The following is a 16,156-nucleotide window of genomic DNA, read 5'->3' on the forward strand; positions in this document are numbered from 1 at the left end:
TTCGTGTTCAGGCCAGCCAGCGCTTGCGGCGCTTGTAGCTCTTGACCTCGCGGAAGCTCTTGCGCTTGCCGCTGCCGACGCCCAGGTAGAACTCCTTGACGTCCTCGTTGTTGGCCAGGTCGGCGGCCGGCCCGTCCATCACGATGCGGCCGCTTTCCATGATGTAGCCGTAGTCGGCGTACTTCAGGGCCATGTTGGTGTTCTGCTCGGCGAGCAGGAAGGTGACCTGCTCCTTGAGGTTCAGGTCCTTCACGATCTCGAACACTTCCTCGACGATCTGCGGGGCCAGGCCCATCGACGGTTCGTCCAGCAGCACGATGCTCGGGTTGGCCATCAGCGCGCGGCCGATCGCGCACATCTGCTGCTCGCCGCCGGAGGTGTAGGCCGCCTGCGAGGTGCGGCGCTGCTTCAGGCGCGGGAAGTAGTTGTAGACCTTCTCCAGGTTGGCAGCGACCTCGGCGCGGTCGCTGCGCGTGTAGGAGCCGGTCAGCAGGTTCTCCTCGATGGTGAGGTGGGCGAAGCAGTGCCGGCCCTCCATCACCTGCACCACGCCGCGCTGCACCAGGTCGGCGGGCGTCAGCTTCTCGATGCGCTCGCCGCGCAGCTCGATCGAGCCCTTGGTGACCTCGCCGCGTTCGCCGGCCAGCAGGTTCGACACCGCGCGCAGGGTGGTGGTCTTGCCCGCGCCGTTGCCCCCGAGCAGGGCGACGATGCCGCGCTCGGGCACCTGCAGGGACACGCCCTTGAGCACGAGGATCACGTGGTTGTAGATGACCTCGATGCCGTTGACGTTCAGGACAATCTTGCGTTCTTCCATGGCGGTTCCGGTTTTGCTCCTTCCCCCTCCGGGGAAGGCTGGGATGGGGGCACTCGGCGGGGACGATTTCGCGAGCGCGCCCCCACCCCAGCCCTCCCCGGAGGGGGAGGGAGGAAGTCAGGTCAGGTTATGACTGGCAGTCCGCGGGCGTGCGCGGGGTGATCTTCTTTTCGGCCGCGTACTTGGCCGCCGTCTGCTTCACCAGCGGGCGGATCACCTGCTCGTCGGCCTGCAGCCAGTCGGAGCTGAACTTCCACTGCTTGCCGTCCCAGGTGTGGATGCGGGCCCAGGCGGCGCCCATGTGGTCGACGCACGAGGTGCTGATCGGGCGCATCACGCCGGCGAAGCCCAGGCCGTCCAGCTTGGGCTGCGTGAGGTTCAGGTTCTCCAGGCCCCAGCGGACCTGCTCGCCCGTCATGACCTTGCCCTTGCCGAAGCGGTCCTGCGCGGCGCGGATGCCCTCGATGCCGATCATGGCGCTCATGGCGCCACGCATGTACAGCACCTGGCCGACTTCGTCCTTCGGGCCCGTGCCCTGGCCCTTGCCGTGCACCAGCGTCAGGATGTCCTTGACCACCTTGGACTGCGGCTCGGCGCCGTGCTGCATGGTCACCGCGTTGTAGCCCTTGGCGCCATCGCCCACGTCCTTGACGTCCGGCTCGGCACCGGCCCACCACACGCCGTACATCTTCTCGCGCGCGTAGCCCGTGGCCACGGCTTCCTTCAGCGCGGTGGAGTTCATCACGCCCCAGCCCCACAGGAACACGTAGTCGGGGCGGTTCTGGCGGATCTGCAGCCAGGTGGACTTCTGCTCCACGCCGGGCGCCGTCACCGGCAGCAGCGTCAGCTCGAAGCCGTGCATGCGCGCGCGCTCCTGCAGCAGCGGGATCGGCTCCTTGCCGTAGGGGCTGTCGTGGTAGACCAGCGCGATCTTCTTGCCCTTGAGCTTGTCGAGGCCGCCTTCCTTCTTGGCCACGGCCTGCAGGATGGCGTCGCTGGCGACCCAGTAGGTGCCGGCGATCGGGAAGTTCCACTTGAACACGGAGCCGTCGGCGCTTTCGCTGCGGCCGTAGCCGATGGTCACGACCGGGATCTTGTCGGCCGGGGCCTTCTCGGTGATCGCGAAGGTGGCGCCGGTGGACAGCGGCTGCACGAAGGACGCGCCCTTGCTCTTGAGGCGCTCGTAGCACTCGACGCTGCGGGCTGTGTCGTAGCCGGTCTCGCATTCCTCGAAGGTGAGCTTCACGCCGTTGATGCCGCCGCGCGCGTTCACCAGCTTGATGTAGTCGACGTAGCCGTTGGCCCAGGGCGTGCCGTTGGGGGCGTACGGGCCGGTGCGGTAGGACAGCACCGGGATGAACTGGTCCTTCGCCTGCGCGAAGGCGCTGGTCGACAGCCCGGACGTCACCGCCGCCGCCACGGCCGCGACCGCCAGGATTCCATTGCGAAACTTCATGCTTGTCTCCTTGTGAAAAATCAATGCGGGAAGGGCCACAGGCGCAGCTTCTGCTTGCCGGTGGACCACAACTTGGCGAGCCCGTGCGGCTCGACGATCAGGAACCAGACGATCAGGGCGCCGAAGATCATCAGCTCGGCGTGCGACACGCCGGCCGTGGAGATCGTCACCCCGAACAGCGCGGCGAACCAGGGCAGGAACTGGTTCAGGAAGATCGGCAGCACCACGATGAAGGCGGCGCCGAAGAAGCTGCCCATGATGGAGCCCAGGCCGCCGATGATCACCATGAACAGCAGGCGGAAGGACATGTCCACCGAGAAGGCGGCCGGTTCCCAGGCGCCCAGGTAGACGAAGGCCCACAGCGCGCCGGCCACGCCGATGATGAAGGAGCTGACCGCGAAGGCGCTGAGCTTGGCGTACATCGGCCGGATGCCGATCACCGCCGCCGCCACGTCCATGTCGCGGATGGCCATCCACTCGCGGCCGATCGCGCTGCGCACCAGGTTCTTGGCCGCCAGCGCCACCACCGCCAGCACCACCAGGCAGAACAGGTACTTGGCCGTGGCGCTTTCGATCGGGATGCCGAACACCTGCAGGTTGGACACCGAGACCGAACCCGAAGGCGTGTCCATGGTGAACCACTTGATGCGCAGGAACATCCAGTCGGCGAAGAACTGCGCCGCCAGCGTCGCGACCGCCAGGTACAGGCCGCGCACGCGCAGGCTGGGCAGGCCGAACAGGATGCCGAAGGCCGTGGCGCACAGGCCGCCGAGGATCAGCGTCGGGATCAGCGGCATGCCCGGGATGCGGACGAAGAAGTTGTAGGCCCCGTAGGCGCCCACCGCCATGAAGGCGCCGGAGCCCAGCGAGATCTGGCCGCAGTAGCCCACCAGGATGTTCACGCCCAGCGCCGCCAGCGCCATGATCACGAAGGGGATCAGGATGGCGCGGAACATGTAGTCGCTGGCGATCGCCGGCACGAGGAAGAAGGCAACCAGCAGGATGGCCAGCACCGCCCAGCGGTCCTGCAGGATCGGGAAGATCTGCGTGTCGCTGCGGTAGCTGGTCTTGAACTGGCCGTTTTCGCGGTAAAGCATGTCTGTGTTCCCTTACACGCGGTCGATGATCTTTTCGCCGAACAGGCCTTGCGGCCGGACCAGCAGGAAGCCCAGGGCGAGCACGTAGGCGAACCAGATCTCGATGCCGCCGCCGACCATGGGGCCGAGGTAGACCTCCGACATCTTCTCGCCCACGCCGATGATCAGGCCGCCGATGATGGCGCCGGGCACCGAGGTGAGGCCGCCCAGGATCACCACCGGGAGCGCGCGCAGCGCCACCGTGGACAGCGAGAACTGCACGCCCAGCTTGCTGCCCCAGATCATCCCGGCCACCAGCGCCACGACGCCGGCCACGCACCACACCACGACCCACATGCGATTGAGCGGGATGCCGATCGACTGCGCCGCCTGGTGGTCGTCGGCCACCGCGCGCAGCGCGCGGCCGGTGGACGTCTTCTGGAAGAAGACGGACAGCAGGGCGACCAGGGCCGCGGCGATGATCGCCGCCACCAGGTCTTCCTTGTTGATCAGGATGCCGCCCTGGAAGGTGGACTCGAAGGCCATCACCGGGTCCTTGGGCATGCCGATGTCGATCTTGTAGATGTTGCTGCCGAAGATCGTCTGGCCCACGCCCTCCAGGAAGTAGGTGATGCCCAGCGTGGCCATCAGCAGCGTGGCGGCTTCCTGGTTCACCAGGTGGCGCAGCACCAGGCGCTCGATCAGCCAGGCCACGCCGAACATGATCACGCCGGCGATCACGAAGGCGGCGCCGTTGGCGAAGAAGGGGTTGCTGATGCCGGTCCAGGCCGGGATCCATTCGGCGAAGCGCGCCATCGCCAGCGCCGCGAACAGCACCATGGCGCCCTGCGCGAAGTTGAAGACGCCGGAGGCCTTGAAGATCAGCACGAAGCCGAGCGCCACCAGCGAGTAGAGCATGCCGGCCATCAGGCCGCCGAGCAGGATTTCGAGGAAAAAGCCCATGGTGTCCCTGTCAGTGCGAAGTGCCGAGGTAGGCGCGGATCACTTCCGGGTTCTCGCGCACTTCGTCCGGCGAACCGTCGCCGATCTTCTTGCCGTAATCGAGCACCACGACCCGGTCGGAGATGTCCATCACCACGCCCATGTCGTGCTCGATCAGGACGACCGTGGTGCCGAACTCGTCGTTCACGTCGAGGATGAAGCGGCACATGTCCTGCTTTTCCTCCAGGTTCATGCCCGCCATCGGTTCGTCCAGCAGCAGCACCTGCGGCTCCATCGCCAGCGCCCGGCCCAGGTCCACGCGCTTCTGCAGGCCGTAGGGCAGCTGGCCCACGGGCGTCTTGCGGTAGGCCTGGATCTCCAGGAAGTCGATGATCTTCTCGACGAACTCGCGGTGCCGGTTCTCCTCGCGCTCGGCCGGGCCGATGCGCAGCGCCTGCAGGAACAGGTTGCTCTTGATCCGCAGGTTGCGGCCGGTCATGATGTTGTCCAGCACGCTCATGCCCTTGAACAGGGCCAGGTTCTGGAAGGTGCGGGCGATGCCCATCTCCGCGACCTGCCGGCTCTTCATGTGGTCGAAGGTCTTGCCGCGGAAGGTGATGCTGCCGTGCTGCGGCTGGTACACGCCGTTGATGCAGTTGAGCATCGAGCTCTTGCCGGCGCCGTTCGGCCCGATGATCGCGCGCACCTCGTGCTCGCGCACGTCGAAGGAGATGTCGGTGAGCGCCTTCACGCCCCCGAACGCCAGCGAGATGTTGCGCACGTCGAGGATCACGTCGCCGAACTGGCGGCCCGCGGGCTCGGTGGTGGGCGCGGCGGGCGCCGCGGTGATGCCGGAGTGGTTGGGATCTCTCATGATCTTCATGCCGCAGCCCTCATGGCGGGATAGGTCCGCACGTCCTCGATCTTCAGCGTGGCGCTGACCATGCCGGTGCGTCCGTCCTCGAACTTGACCTGGGTTTCGATGTACTGCTCCTTGCGGCCGCCGTACAGCGCGTCCACCAGCACCGCGTACTTCTCGGCGATGTAGCCGCGGCGGACCTTGTTGGTGCGGGTGAGCTCGCCGTCGTCGGCGTCCAGCTCCTTGTGCAGGACCAGGAAGCGGTGGATCTGGCTGCCGGCGAGCTTGTCGTCGGCCGCGAGGTCCGCGTTCACCTTCTCGATGCACTCCTTGACCAGCTGGTACACCTCGGGCTTCTGCGCCAGGTCGGTGTAGCCCGCATACGGCAGGTTGCGCTTCTCCGCCCAGTTGCCCACCGCCTCGAAGTCGATGTTCACCATCGCGGTGACCATGTCGCGCCGGTCGCCCATCGCCACCGCTTCCTTGATGTGCGGGAAGAACTTGAGCTTGTTCTCGATGTACTTGGGCGCGAACATCGAGGCGTCGGCCAGGCGGCCCACGTCCTTGGCGCGGTCGATGATCTTCAGGTGGCCCTGCGCGTCCAGGAAGCCGGCGTCGCCCGTGTGGTACCAGCCTTCGCCGTCCTTCACTTCGGCCGTGGCCTCCGGGTTCTTGTAGTACTCCTTGAGCAGGCCGGGCGAGCGCGCACCAGGATCTCGCCGGTGTCGGTCAGGCGGATCTCCACGTCGCGGCAGGGCACGCCCACGGTGTCGGCATGGACCTGGTTGTCCGGCTGCATGCAGACGAACACCGCGGTCTCGGTGCTGCCATAGAGCTGCTTCAGGTTGATGCCGATGGCGCGGTAGAAGGTGAACAGGTCGGGGCCGATCGCCTCGCCGGCGGTGTAGGCCACCCGCACGCGCGACATGCCCAGGTTGTTGCGCAGCGGCCCGTACACCAGCAGGTTGCCGATCGCGTACTTCAGGCGGTCCGCCGCGGCCACCGGCTTGCCGTCCATCAGGGCGGGACCCACGCGGCGCGCCACGTCCATGAAGGCGTGGAACATCCGGCGCTTGATGGCGCTGGCGTCTTCCATGCGGATCATCACGCTGGTCAGCAGCCCCTCGAAGATCCGCGGCGGCGCGAAGTAGTAGGTCGGCCCGATTTCCTTCAGGTCGATCATCACCGTGCCGGCGGACTCCGGGCAGTTGACCACGTAGCCGCACGCGAGCCACTGCGCGTAGCTGAAGATGTTCTGGCCGACCCAGGCGGGCGGCATGTAGGCCAGGACTTCTTCCTTCTCGGTCAGGCGGTCGAACTCCGCGCCGGCGTGCGCGCGATCGAGCAGCGAGCGGTGCGTGTGCACCACGCCCTTGGGCTGGCCGGTGGTGCCCGAGGTGAAGAACATCGAGGAGACGTCATCGGGCGCGCCCCGGTCCACTTCGGAACGGAAGAACTGCGGGTGCTGGCGCGCGAACACCTCGCCTGCGGCCACCAGTTCGTCGAGTGCCACGATGCCGGTGTCGGTGTACTTGCGCAGGCCGCGCGGGTCGTCGTAGTAGATCGTGGCCAGCTGCGGGCACTGCGGCTGGATCTCCAGCAGCTTGTCGACCTGTTCCTGGTCCTCGGCCAGCGCGAAGCGCACTTCGGCGTTGTTGATCGGGAACACGCACTCCGCGCCCGCGGCGTCCTGGTACAGCGGGATCGGCACCGCGCCGAGCGACTGGATCGCCAGCATGGTGGCGTACAGGCGCGGGCGGTTGGTGCCGATCACCACCATGTGCTCGCCGCGCGTCAGGCCCGCATGGTGCAGGCCGCAGGCGATGTGCTCCACCATGTGCGCGAGGTGCGCCCACGACAGCGATTGCCAGATGCCGTATTCCTTCTCGCGCATGGCGGCTGCGGTGGGCCGCGTCGAAGCGTGCTGCAGCAGCAGCCGCGGGAATGTTGTCTCCATGCCTTGTCCTTCGCCCTGGGGCGTATGGGGCGCAATGTAGGCCCCGGTTTGACGTCGATCTGTCTTTGCGACGACATTCCTAGGGATAGTCCTAGTAGGGCGTGCACTGAGCGCGCACGGTGCTTGATGCACGTCATACGCGGCGGCCATGGGCTTGACTCACGTCAACGGGCCTTGCCTGCCTGCAGTAGATGCTCGCTCCCAACGAAAGAGCATCAACTTGACGCAGAACATCGCGCCGTCCCTCGCCGGCGGGGACCAGGACAGCGGGGACCTCCGGTGGCCCGCGCCCCACCACCTCCGCCTGATCGACAACCGCGCGCCTGGCGAGGCCGAGCGCGCGCTGGTGACGCTCCTGGGCGGCGACAAGCTCCTGGGCACCGTGCTCGCGATCGACTTCGAGCAGCAGCTGCTGGACTTCCAGCCCGAGACCGGCGCGCGCCGCGCGCTGCGCTTCCAGGAGTTCCGCAGCCTGTTCCTCTCGCGTTCGGTGGAACTGGAGCCGGTGCCGATGGAAGCGCCGCCCGGCGCCGTGATGAGCCGGCCCAGGCGCGTGAAGCGCGAATGCACCGTGCAGCTCAAGGACGGCGGGATGCTGCACGTGGACGTGGCGGCGGTGCTGCCGCGGCGCGCGGGCCTGTTCCTGTACGTGGTGAACTACTCGGACGCGGTGCTGCGCTGGTTCGTGCCCGTGCAGGCCCTGGTGCACTACAAGCTGGCAGGCGCCGGCGCGACCTCGCTGCAGGACCAGATCCTGCACACCTGCAGCCGGGGCAGGCCGCCAACACCTGCGAGTTCTTCGGCAAGGCCAAGAGCGAGACGCGCCAGGAAGTCGAGGACGCGCTGCAGCGGCGCAAGCTCGCCAGCCAGGACCTGGGCGAGGTGCTGGTGCAGGACGGCCTGATCACGCCGCAGCAGCGCGACGAGGCCATCGAACGGCAGAAGCAGGGCGACGCGCGCTCGCTGCACGAGATCCTGTGCGAGGCCGGCGCGGTCAGCCGCGAGGTGATCCGGCAGGCCATGGTCAGCCAGCTGGGCGTGCCCTCGGTGCAGCTGGCGCGCTTCCCCTTCGACCCGAACGCGCTGAAGGCGATCACGCCCGAGCTCGCCCGCAAGCACAAGGCGATGCCGCTGTTCCGTTCGGAAAAGCGGCTGGCCGTGGCGCTGGAGAACCCGCTGTCCTGGCAGGCGCTGCACGAGCTGGAGTTCTTCACCTCACTGAAGGTCGATCCCTGCCTGGCGCCCGCCGCGGAGCTGGACGCCGCCATCGAGCAGTTCTACGGGGACGGCAAGGGCCGCGAGAAGATCGGCCAGCTGCTCAAGAAGCTGGGCGAGGAGGGCGGCGGGCAGCCGGAGCGCACCGCGCACGACGCGGTGGGCGAATCGGACAACACGCTGGTACGGCTGGTCAACAAGATGATCAGCGACGCCTGGGAACAGGGCGCCTCCGACGTCCACATCGAGTCGCGCGGCGACGACAAGCCCAGCCGCGTGCGCTTCCGCCAGGACGGGGTGCTCACGCCCTACATCGAGGTGCCGCCGAACTTCCGCTCGGCGCTGATCTCGCGCCTGAAGATCATGGCGGAACTGGACATCTCCGAGCGCAGGCGGCCCCAGGACGGCCGCATCCTGTTCGGCACCTTCGGCGAGCGCCCCATCGAGCTGCGCGTGCTGACCATGCCCACCGCCGGCGGGCTGGAGGACGTGGTGATGCGGATCCTGTCCGCGCCGCGTGCGATGTCGGTGGACAGCTGGGTCTGGCGCCGCCCGACCTGGTGAAGCTGAAGGAAGCGGCGCACCGCTCCTACGGCCTGGTGATGGTGTGCGGCCCCACCGGCTCCGGCAAGACCACCACGCTGCACTCGCTGCTGGCGCACATCAACACCGCGGACCGCAAGATCTGGACTGTGGAGGACCCGGTGGAGATCACCCAGGACGGCCTGTGCCAGGTGCAGGTCAACCCCAGGCTGGGGCTGGACTTCCCCACCGTGCTGCGCAGCTTCCTGCGTGCCGATCCCGACGTGATCATGGTGGGCGAGACGCGCGACGCGGAGACCGCGCGCACGGTGACGGCCGCGGCGCTGACCGGGCACCTGGTGTTCTCCACCATGCACACCAACAGCGCGGTGGAGAGCGTGCTGCGACTGATCGACCTGGACGTGGACCCGTTCAATTTCTCCGATGCGCTGGTGGCGGTGGTCGGGCAGCGCCTGGTGCGCAGCCTGTGCCATTGCAAGCAGCCGCACGTGGCCAGCGACGAGGAGATCGCTTACCTGGCCCGCGAGTACTGCCGTGAAAGCGGGCAGGACCCTGGCGAGATCGCGGCGCGCTGGCGCAAGCGCCATGGCGATGCCTCCGGAGCGCTCACGCTGCAGGCCCCGCACGGCTGCCCGGACTGCGAGAACAGCGGCTACAAGGGACGGCTGGGGGTGTATGAGCTGCTGGTGAATTCGCCGGCGCTCAAGGCCGCGATCCAGCGCCGCGCCAATTCGGGCGAGCTGCTGCGCCTGGCGCTGCAGGAAGGCATGACCACGCTGGAACAGGACGCGATCGAGAAGGTCCTGCAGGGGCAACTGGACTTGAAGCAGGTCCTCACCAGCTGCCGCTGAAGCAGAATCGGGGGCGCCGCATCCCCGATCCCCATGGCCACCGAACTCACCCTCCACCAGCGGCGGCGCGACCCGACGCCGCAGGAGCTCGCCGGCATTCCCTGGCTGGCGGTGCTGCAGGCGGCGGAGCGCGAGGTGGCGGTGCGCAACATCAAGGTGGGCGACGCGATGGCGGGCGACTACGTCTGCCGCGTCGGGCGGCCGGTGACCTACTGGTTCGGCGTGGTCGAAGGCCTGCTCAAGATGAGCAACGAGAACGCACAGGGCCAGACCATCACCTTCAGCGGCCTGCCGCCCGGCGGATGGTTCGGCGAGGGCACGGTGCTCAAGCGCGAGATCTACCGCTACAACATCCAGGCGCTGCGCCGCAGCGTGGTGGCGGGGCTGCCGGCCGACACCTTCCACTGGCTGCTGGACCACTCGATCGGCTTCAACCGCTTCGTGATGAACCAGTTGAACGAGCGGCTGGCGCAGTTCATCGCCGCCCGCGAGATCGACCGCATGAGCAACCCCGACCTGAGGGTTGCGCGCAGCCTGGCGGCGCTGTTCAACCCGGTGTTGTTCCCCGGCGTGGGCGAGGTGCTGCGCATCACGCAGCAGGAACTGGCCTACCTGGTGGGCCTGTCGCGCCAGCGCGTGAACGAGGCGCTGTCGTCGCTGCAGGAACAGGGCATCATCCGGGTCGAATACGGCGGCGTCCGCATCCTCGACCTGCAGGCGCTGCGCTCCACTCCCTTCCCCCTCCGCAACGATGCCTGAAGCACCAGCCGCCCCCGGCGGCACCACCCGACTGAACAAGCGCATGGCCGAACTCGGTCTGTGCTCGCGCCGCGAGGCGGACGACTGGATCGCCAGGGGCTGGGTGAAGGTGGACGGCGCGGTCGCCACCATGGGCCTGCAGGTGGCCCCGCAGGCGCGCATCGACATCGACCCGCGGGCGCGCGGGCAGCAGCGCGAGCAGGTGACCATCCTGCTGCACAAGCCGATCGGCTACGTGAGCGGGCAGGCCGAGGACGGGCACGAACCGGCAGTGGTCCTCGTGCAGGGACGCAACCGCTGGAAGGACGACCGCTCGCCGCACCGCTTCGTGCCCGCGCAGCTGAAAGGCCTGGCGCCGGCCGGCCGGCTGGACATCGATTCCACCGGGCTGCTGGTGCTGACGCAGGATGGCCGCGTGGCGCGCCAGTTGATCGGCGAGGACTCCGGCGTCGAGAAGGAATATCTCGTGCGCGTGGCCTTCGGCGCGGTGAGCAACGACGTGCAGGCCGCCTTCCCGCCGCAGCAGCTCGCGCGCCTGCGCCACGGCCTCACGCTCGACGGGCAGGCGCTGAAACCCGCGAAGGTGGACTGGCAGAACCCGGAGCAGCTGCGCTTCGTGCTCACCGAGGGCAAGAAGCGCCAGATCCGGCGCATGTGCGAGCTGGTCGGCCTGAAGGTGGTGGGGCTCAAGCGGGTGCGCATCGGCCGCATCACGCTCGGCCAGCTGCCGCTGGGCCAGTGGCGCTACCTCGCGCCGCACGAACGCTTCTGAAGGAGAAGGCATGCAACGCAGGATGTGGATCGCGGCCGCCCTGGTGGCCGCCGCGCTGCAGGGGCCGCGCGCGCGCAGGGCGTGGTCAACGCGATCTGCAGCACGGACCAGTCCTGGTGCGAGCTGGCGGCGCAGGAGTTCAGCAAGGCCACCGGCGTGCGCGTGCTGCAGACGCGCAAGCCCACCGGCGAGGCGCTGGCGCAGCTGCGCGCCGAGGCGGCCAACCCCAAGACCGACCTCTGGTGGGGCGGCACGGGCGACCCCTACTACCAGGCGGCGGAAGCCGGGCTGCTGGAGCCCTACCGCCCCGACTACCTCGGCGACCTGCACGGGTGGGCCGTGCGGCAGTACGCCATGAGCCAGAACCACGTCGGCGGCTTCTACACCAGCGCGATCGGCTTCGGCTGGAACGAGGAGGTGCTGAAGAAGAAGAAGCTGCCGGCGCCGAAGTGCTGGAAGGACCTGCTGGATGCGCGCTACCAGGGCGAGATCGAAACCTCGCACCCGGCCTCGAGCGGCACGGCGTACACGATCCTCGCCGGCCTGGTGCAGCTGATGGGGGAGGACGCCGCCTTCGACTACATGAAGAAGCTGCACCGCAACGTCACGCAGTACACGCGCAGCGGCACCGCCCAGGCCCGCAGCGTGGCCAAGGGCGAGGTGGGCATCGGCATCAGCTTCATCTTCGGCTTCGACAACGAGCGCCTGACCAACAAGTTCCCCGTCTACGCCGCCGCGCCCTGCGAGGGCACGCCTTACGAGATCGGCGGCATCGCGCTGGTCAAGGGCGCGCGCAACCGCGAGGCGGCCAAGCGCTACTACGACTGGCTGATGGGGCCGGCCGGCCAGCAGATCGGCGCCCGCGCCAACAGCCTGCAGGTGCCGGCCAACAAGACCTTCCGGCCGGATCCGCGCATCCCCACGATCGACGCGGTGCGGCTGATCAAGTACGACTTCGAGCGCTTCGGCAAGGCCAGCGAGCGCCGGCGGCTGGTGGAACGCTGGACGCGCGAAGTGGAGTCCCAGCCCCGCTGAGAGCCGCGTTCGCAGGCAGGCGGCGCGGCCCGGCCGACCAAAGGGCAGGGCGCGCGGCCTGCTCTTCCATAAACTCTGCTCTTTGTACTACTACAAGGAGCGGCCATGGCAGGCAGCCTGAACATCGTCGGTTTCGGCCGGGACGACTTCGACAACGTCCTGTCGAAGCTCACCGCCAAGGAGGTCGACCAATTGGCCTTCGGCGCCGTGCAGCTCGATGGCAAGGGCACCATCCTGCAGTACAACGCGGCGGAAGCCAGCATCACCGGCCGCGACGCGAAGGCGGTGATCGGCAAGAATTTCTTCCGCGACGTGGCGCCCTGCACCAGCACGCCGACCTTCAAGGGCGTGTTCGACGCCGGGGTGCGGGACGGCAACCTGAACACGATGTTCGAGTACGTGTTCGACTACAACATGAGCCCGACCAAGGTGAAGATCCACATGAAGAAGGCCATCAGCGACGGCAGCTTCTGGATCTTCGTCAAGCGCCTGTGACCCTGCCCTGGTGGGAGCCGCGCGCCGTGCTGCGCGGCTTCGTCGCCGACCTGCTGGCCGACGAACTGGCGCGCATGCGGCGCGCCGCCGTGCCGCATGCGCGCCTGTGGACCGACGCGACCCGGCTCGAGGCTGACCTGGGCGTGGATTCGCTCGAACTGATGACCGCGGCCGCCGCGCTGGCCGAGGCGCTGCACCTGCACGCTTCGGGCATCGAGGATTACCTGCTGGCGCGGCGCACGCTCGGCGACTGGGTGGACATCGCGCGGGCCGGCCTGGAGCGGTACAGCGAGTGCCTCACCTTCCGCACCTCGGGCAGCACCGGCCTGCCCAAGCCCTGCCTGCATCCCCTGGCCACGCTGCGCCAGGAAACGGCGCACCTGGCCACGCTGTTTCCCGGGCGGCGCCGCATCCTGGCGGCGGTCCCCGGCCACCACATCTACGGCTTCCTGTTCACCGTGCTGCTGCCGCGCGAGCTGGGCGTGTTCTCGGACGCGGTGCAGGACCTGCGCGGCAGCACGCCCGCATGGCTGGCGCGCGGTGCGCAGCCGGGCGACCTGGTGGTCGCGCACCCCGAATTCTGGCGCGCCGTGGCACGCACCGTTCCGGCCCTGCCGCCCGACGTGGTGGGCGTGACTTCCACCGCGCCCTGCCCCGACGAGGTGGCGCTGCAACTGCAGGGCACCGGGCTGTCACGGCTGGTGCAGGTGTACGGCGCGTCCGAGACCGCCGGCATCGGCGCGCGGGATTCGCACGAAGCGCCCTACGCCTTCTTCCCGCACTGGCGGGTCGATCCGCAGAACCCGCACTGGCTGCTGCGCACGCTGCCGCAAGGCGGCGAGCAGGCGGCAGCCTTGCCCGATGCGCTGGTGCCGGGGGCGACGGCTTGTTCCGCGTGGGCGCGCGGCACGACGACGCGGTGCAGGTCGGTGGCATCAATGTGTTCCCGGCGCGCGTGCGCGAGGTGCTGCGCCGCCATCCCGCCGTGCTGGACGCGGCGGTGCGGCTGATGCGCCCCGACGAGGGCACGCGGCTGAAGGCCTTCATCGTGACCCGGCCGCCCGCGCCGCCCGCGCCCACGCTGCTGGCCGACCTGCAGCACTGGATCGACCGCGAGCTCAGCACCCCGGAGCGGCCCAAGGCGATCCGCTTCGGCGCGCAGCTTCCGGTGACGCCGTCGGGCAAGGCGGCGGACTGGAGCCTGCACGACTGACGCGGCTCAGGCCGCGGGGCCGGACAGCAGCAGGTCCCCCACCGCTTCGACGGCCGCCGCCGTGGCGGCGTCTTCCTGCATGCGCTGCTGCACGGCGTCGAGCAGCAGCGGCAGCGCGGGGTCGTTCAACAGCCCGGCGCCGAACTCGCGCGACAGCTCCGCTTCCAGGTAGAGCCGCACCGCCTTGCGCCGGCGGTCGGGGTCGCCGCGGTCGATGGCGCCGATGCGCTGCGCCATGCCTGCCGCCTGCGCGCCTGGGGGCGCGGCAGCTCCTGCGGCACGGGCCCGCTGCGGCACGCGGGCGCGCTCGCGCGCGGCCGCGAGCTGCGCCTGCAGGGCGGCCGCCAGCTGCATCCTGGGGTCGATGGTCGTCACGCCCATACATCCGCGGCCTGGCGCTTTTGTTTAGCCCATGAAAAAAGCCGCGGCTCTCGCCGCGGCTTCCTCTTCGCTTGAAGGCCAGCCTTCAGGCAGCGGACATCACATGTCCATGCCGCCCATGCCGCCCATGCCACCCATGCCACCACCGCCCATGGCGGGGGCCTCTTCCTTCGGGGCTTCGGCGACCATGGCTTCCGTGGTCAGCATCAGGGACGCGACCGACGCGGCGTTCTGCAGCGCGGTGCGGGTCACCTTGGTCGGATCCAGGATACCCATCTCGATCATGTCGCCATAGGTGTCGTTGGCGGCGTTGAAGCCGTAGTTGCCCTTGCCGTTCAGCACGGCGTTGACCACCACGGACGGCTCGCCACCAGCGTTGGCCACGATCTCGCGCAGGGGAGACTCGACCGCCTTCAGGACCAGCTTGACGCCGGCGTCCTGGTCGGGGTTGTCACCCTTGATCGTGCCGGCCGCCTGGCGGGCGCGCAGCAGGGCCACGCCACCGCCGGCCACGATGCCTTCTTCCACGGCAGCGCGGGTGGCGTGCAGCGCGTCTTCCACGCGAGCCTTCTTTTCCTTCATTTCCACTTCGGTCGCGGCACCGACCTTGATCACGGCAACGCCGCCGGCCAGCTTGGCCACGCGCTCTTGCAGCTTCTCACGGTCGTAGTCGGACGTGGCTTCCTCGATCTGCACGCGCACTTGCTTGACGCGCGCTTCGATGTCGGCAGCGGCGCCGGCGCCGTCGATGATGGTGGTGTTTTCCTTGCCCACTTCGATGCGCTTGGCCTGGCCCAGGTCGGCCAGCGTCACCTTCTCGAGCGTCAGGCCGACTTCTTCCGAAATCACCTTGCCGCCGGTCAGGATGGCGATGTCTTCCAGCATGGCCTTGCGGCGGTCGCCGAAGCCCGGCGCCTTGACGGCCACGACCTTCAGGATGCCGCGGATGGTGTTGACCACCAGCGTCGCCAGCGCTTCGCCTTCGACTTCTTCCGCGATGATCAGCAGCGGACGCGAAGCCTTGGCGACCTGCTCCAGCACGGGCAGCAGGTCACGGATGCTCGAGACCTTCTTGTCGTACAGCAGCACGAAGGGGTTGTCGAGCAGCGCGGACTGCTTTTCCGGGTTGTTGATGAAGTAGGGCGACAGGTAGCCGCGGTCGAACTGCATGCCTTCGACGATGTCGAGTTCGTTTTCCAGGCTCTTGCCGTCTTCGACGGTGATCACGCCTTCCTTGCCGACCTTGTCCATCGCCTTGGCGATGATGTCGCCGATGGAGGCGTCGGAGTTGGCGGAGATGGAGCCGACCTGCGCGATTTCCTTGCTGGTCGTCGTCGCCTTGGAGGCCTTCTTCAGCTGCTCGGTCAGGGCCAGCACGGCCTTGTCGATGCCGCGCTTGAGGTCCATCGGGTTCATGCCGGCGGCCACGTACTTCATGCCTTCGCGGACGATGGACTGGGCCAGCACCGTGGCGGTGGTGGTGCCGTCACCGGCGATGTCGCTGGTCTTGGAAGCGACTTCCTTGACCATCTGCGCGCCCATGTTCTGCAGCTTGTCCTTCAGCTCGATTTCCTTGGCCACGGACACGCCGTCCTTGGTCACGGTGGGGGCGCCGAAGGAGCGCTCGAGCACCACGTTGCGGCCCTTGGGGCCCAGGGTGACCTTGACCGCGTTGGCCAGGATGTTCACGCCTTCGACCATGCGGTGACGCGCGTCAGCGCCGAAAATCACGTCTTTTGCTGCCATTGTTCTTTACCTCTGTGAGATGGATTCGGGGGAGGAGGC

At 68.2% G+C, this 16,156-nt stretch carries 16 protein-coding genes and 1 pseudogene; 9 read left to right on the top strand and 8 right to left on the bottom strand.

Annotation, left to right across the window (positions count from 1 at the left end; all coding sequences use genetic code 11):
- Positions 1-7 precede the first annotated feature (7 nt).
- The 6 genes and pseudogenes from HK415_RS20515 to HK415_RS20540 form a co-directional block, all read right to left on the bottom strand.
- Positions 8-817, bottom strand: coding sequence for an ABC transporter ATP-binding protein (locus tag HK415_RS20515; RefSeq protein WP_171562480.1), 810 nt, complete (start codon positions 815-817; stop codon positions 8-10).
- A gap of 127 nt (positions 818-944) precedes the next feature.
- Positions 945-2,273, bottom strand: coding sequence for an ABC transporter substrate-binding protein (locus HK415_RS20520; protein ID WP_171562482.1), 1,329 nt, complete (start codon positions 2,271-2,273; stop codon positions 945-947).
- 20 nt (positions 2,274-2,293) lie between these two features.
- A complete protein-coding gene (locus tag HK415_RS20525) occupies positions 2,294-3,370 on the bottom strand; it encodes a branched-chain amino acid ABC transporter permease (RefSeq protein ID WP_171562485.1) in 1,077 nt (358 codons plus the stop codon).
- Positions 3,371-3,382: 12 nt separating this feature from the next.
- The gene (locus HK415_RS20530) at positions 3,383-4,312 is read right to left on the bottom strand and encodes a branched-chain amino acid ABC transporter permease (protein ID WP_171562487.1); all 930 of its coding nucleotides are present in this window, start codon (positions 4,310-4,312) and stop codon (positions 3,383-3,385) included.
- Between the two features lie 10 nt (positions 4,313-4,322).
- Positions 4,323-5,165: an ABC transporter ATP-binding protein gene (locus tag HK415_RS20535; protein WP_373684663.1), complete on the bottom strand. Its 843-nt coding sequence runs from the start codon at positions 5,163-5,165 to the stop codon at positions 4,323-4,325.
- A 5-nt stretch (positions 5,166-5,170) separates the two neighbouring features.
- Positions 5,171-7,107, bottom strand: a pseudogene (locus HK415_RS20540) (AMP-dependent synthetase/ligase).
- Between the two features lie 220 nt (positions 7,108-7,327).
- Between HK415_RS20540 and HK415_RS20545 the strand changes: the two are divergent.
- The 9 genes from HK415_RS20545 to HK415_RS20585 all read left to right on the top strand — a co-directional run bounded on the left by HK415_RS20545 (position 7,328) and on the right by HK415_RS20585 (position 13,990).
- Positions 7,328-8,011 carry a hypothetical protein gene (locus tag HK415_RS20545; RefSeq protein ID WP_171562489.1) on the top strand — a complete coding sequence of 228 codons (684 nt, stop codon included), beginning with the start codon at positions 7,328-7,330 and terminating at the stop codon, positions 8,009-8,011.
- Positions 7,990-8,886 carry a GspE/PulE family protein gene (locus HK415_RS20550; RefSeq protein WP_171562496.1) on the top strand — a complete coding sequence of 299 codons (897 nt, stop codon included), beginning with the start codon at positions 7,990-7,992 and terminating at the stop codon, positions 8,884-8,886. Before HK415_RS20545 ends, HK415_RS20550 begins: the two co-directional genes overlap by 22 nt.
- Entirely contained in the window at positions 8,883-9,716 is an 834-nt protein-coding gene (locus tag HK415_RS20555) for a GspE/PulE family protein (protein WP_171562504.1), read from the top strand. The genes HK415_RS20550 and HK415_RS20555 overlap by 4 nt, the downstream gene beginning before the upstream one ends.
- Before the next feature lie 33 nt (positions 9,717-9,749).
- Positions 9,750-10,475 (top strand): Crp/Fnr family transcriptional regulator, encoded by a 726-nt coding sequence (locus tag HK415_RS20560; RefSeq protein ID WP_171562506.1) that lies wholly within the window; start codon positions 9,750-9,752, stop codon positions 10,473-10,475.
- A complete protein-coding gene (locus tag HK415_RS20565) occupies positions 10,468-11,247 on the top strand; it encodes a pseudouridine synthase (protein ID WP_171562508.1) in 780 nt (259 codons plus the stop codon). Before HK415_RS20560 ends, HK415_RS20565 begins: the two co-directional genes overlap by 8 nt.
- A gap of 24 nt (positions 11,248-11,271) precedes the next feature.
- Positions 11,272-12,282: an ABC transporter substrate-binding protein gene (locus tag HK415_RS20570; RefSeq protein WP_171562510.1), complete on the top strand. Its 1,011-nt coding sequence runs from the start codon at positions 11,272-11,274 to the stop codon at positions 12,280-12,282.
- 105 nt (positions 12,283-12,387) lie between these two features.
- On the top strand, positions 12,388-12,777 hold the full coding sequence (pyp, locus tag HK415_RS20575; protein ID WP_216369847.1) for a photoactive yellow protein: 390 nt from the start codon (positions 12,388-12,390) through the stop codon (positions 12,775-12,777).
- Positions 12,774-13,787, top strand: coding sequence for an AMP-binding protein (locus HK415_RS20580; RefSeq protein WP_171562512.1), 1,014 nt, complete (start codon positions 12,774-12,776; stop codon positions 13,785-13,787). The genes pyp and HK415_RS20580 overlap by 4 nt, the downstream gene beginning before the upstream one ends.
- Complete coding sequence (locus HK415_RS20585; protein ID WP_171562515.1) at positions 13,763-13,990, top strand: AMP-binding enzyme; 228 nt, start codon at positions 13,763-13,765, stop codon at positions 13,988-13,990. The genes HK415_RS20580 and HK415_RS20585 overlap by 25 nt, the downstream gene beginning before the upstream one ends.
- Positions 13,991-13,996: 6 nt before the next feature.
- Here HK415_RS20585 and HK415_RS20590 read toward each other — a convergent pair whose 3' ends face one another.
- Together HK415_RS20590 and groL are read right to left on the bottom strand one after the other, a co-directional pair.
- Complete coding sequence (locus HK415_RS20590; protein WP_171562517.1) at positions 13,997-14,365, bottom strand: hypothetical protein; 369 nt, start codon at positions 14,363-14,365, stop codon at positions 13,997-13,999.
- Between the two features lie 105 nt (positions 14,366-14,470).
- A complete protein-coding gene (gene groL, locus HK415_RS20595; protein ID WP_171562519.1) occupies positions 14,471-16,117 on the bottom strand; it encodes a chaperonin GroEL in 1,647 nt (548 codons plus the stop codon).
- Between the last annotated feature and the right edge of the window lie 39 nt (positions 16,118-16,156).

Source organism: Ramlibacter montanisoli (assembly GCF_013087525.1).
GTDB lineage: Bacteria > Pseudomonadota > Gammaproteobacteria > Burkholderiales > Burkholderiaceae_C > Ramlibacter > Ramlibacter montanisoli.

Excerpts from the sequence above, each read along its gene's own strand:
- HK415_RS20515 (WP_171562480.1), bottom strand. The coding sequence starts at position 817 with ATGGAAGAACGCAAGATTGTCCTGAACGTCAACGGCATCGAGGTCATC.
- HK415_RS20520 (WP_171562482.1), bottom strand. The coding sequence starts at position 2,273 with ATGAAGTTTCGCAATGGAATCCTGGCGGTCGCGGCCGTGGCGGCGGCG.
- HK415_RS20525 (WP_171562485.1), bottom strand. The coding sequence starts at position 3,370 with ATGCTTTACCGCGAAAACGGCCAGTTCAAGACCAGCTACCGCAGCGAC.
- HK415_RS20530 (WP_171562487.1), bottom strand. The coding sequence starts at position 4,312 with ATGGGCTTTTTCCTCGAAATCCTGCTCGGCGGCCTGATGGCCGGCATG.
- HK415_RS20535 (WP_373684663.1), bottom strand. The coding sequence starts at position 5,165 with ATGAGAGATCCCAACCACTCCGGCATCACCGCGGCGCCCGCCGCGCCC.
- HK415_RS20560 (WP_171562506.1), top strand. The coding sequence starts at position 9,750 with ATGGCCACCGAACTCACCCTCCACCAGCGGCGGCGCGACCCGACGCCG.
- HK415_RS20565 (WP_171562508.1), top strand. The coding sequence starts at position 10,468 with ATGCCTGAAGCACCAGCCGCCCCCGGCGGCACCACCCGACTGAACAAG.
- pyp (WP_216369847.1), top strand. The coding sequence starts at position 12,388 with ATGGCAGGCAGCCTGAACATCGTCGGTTTCGGCCGGGACGACTTCGAC.
- groL (WP_171562519.1), bottom strand. The coding sequence starts at position 16,117 with ATGGCAGCAAAAGACGTGATTTTCGGCGCTGACGCGCGTCACCGCATG.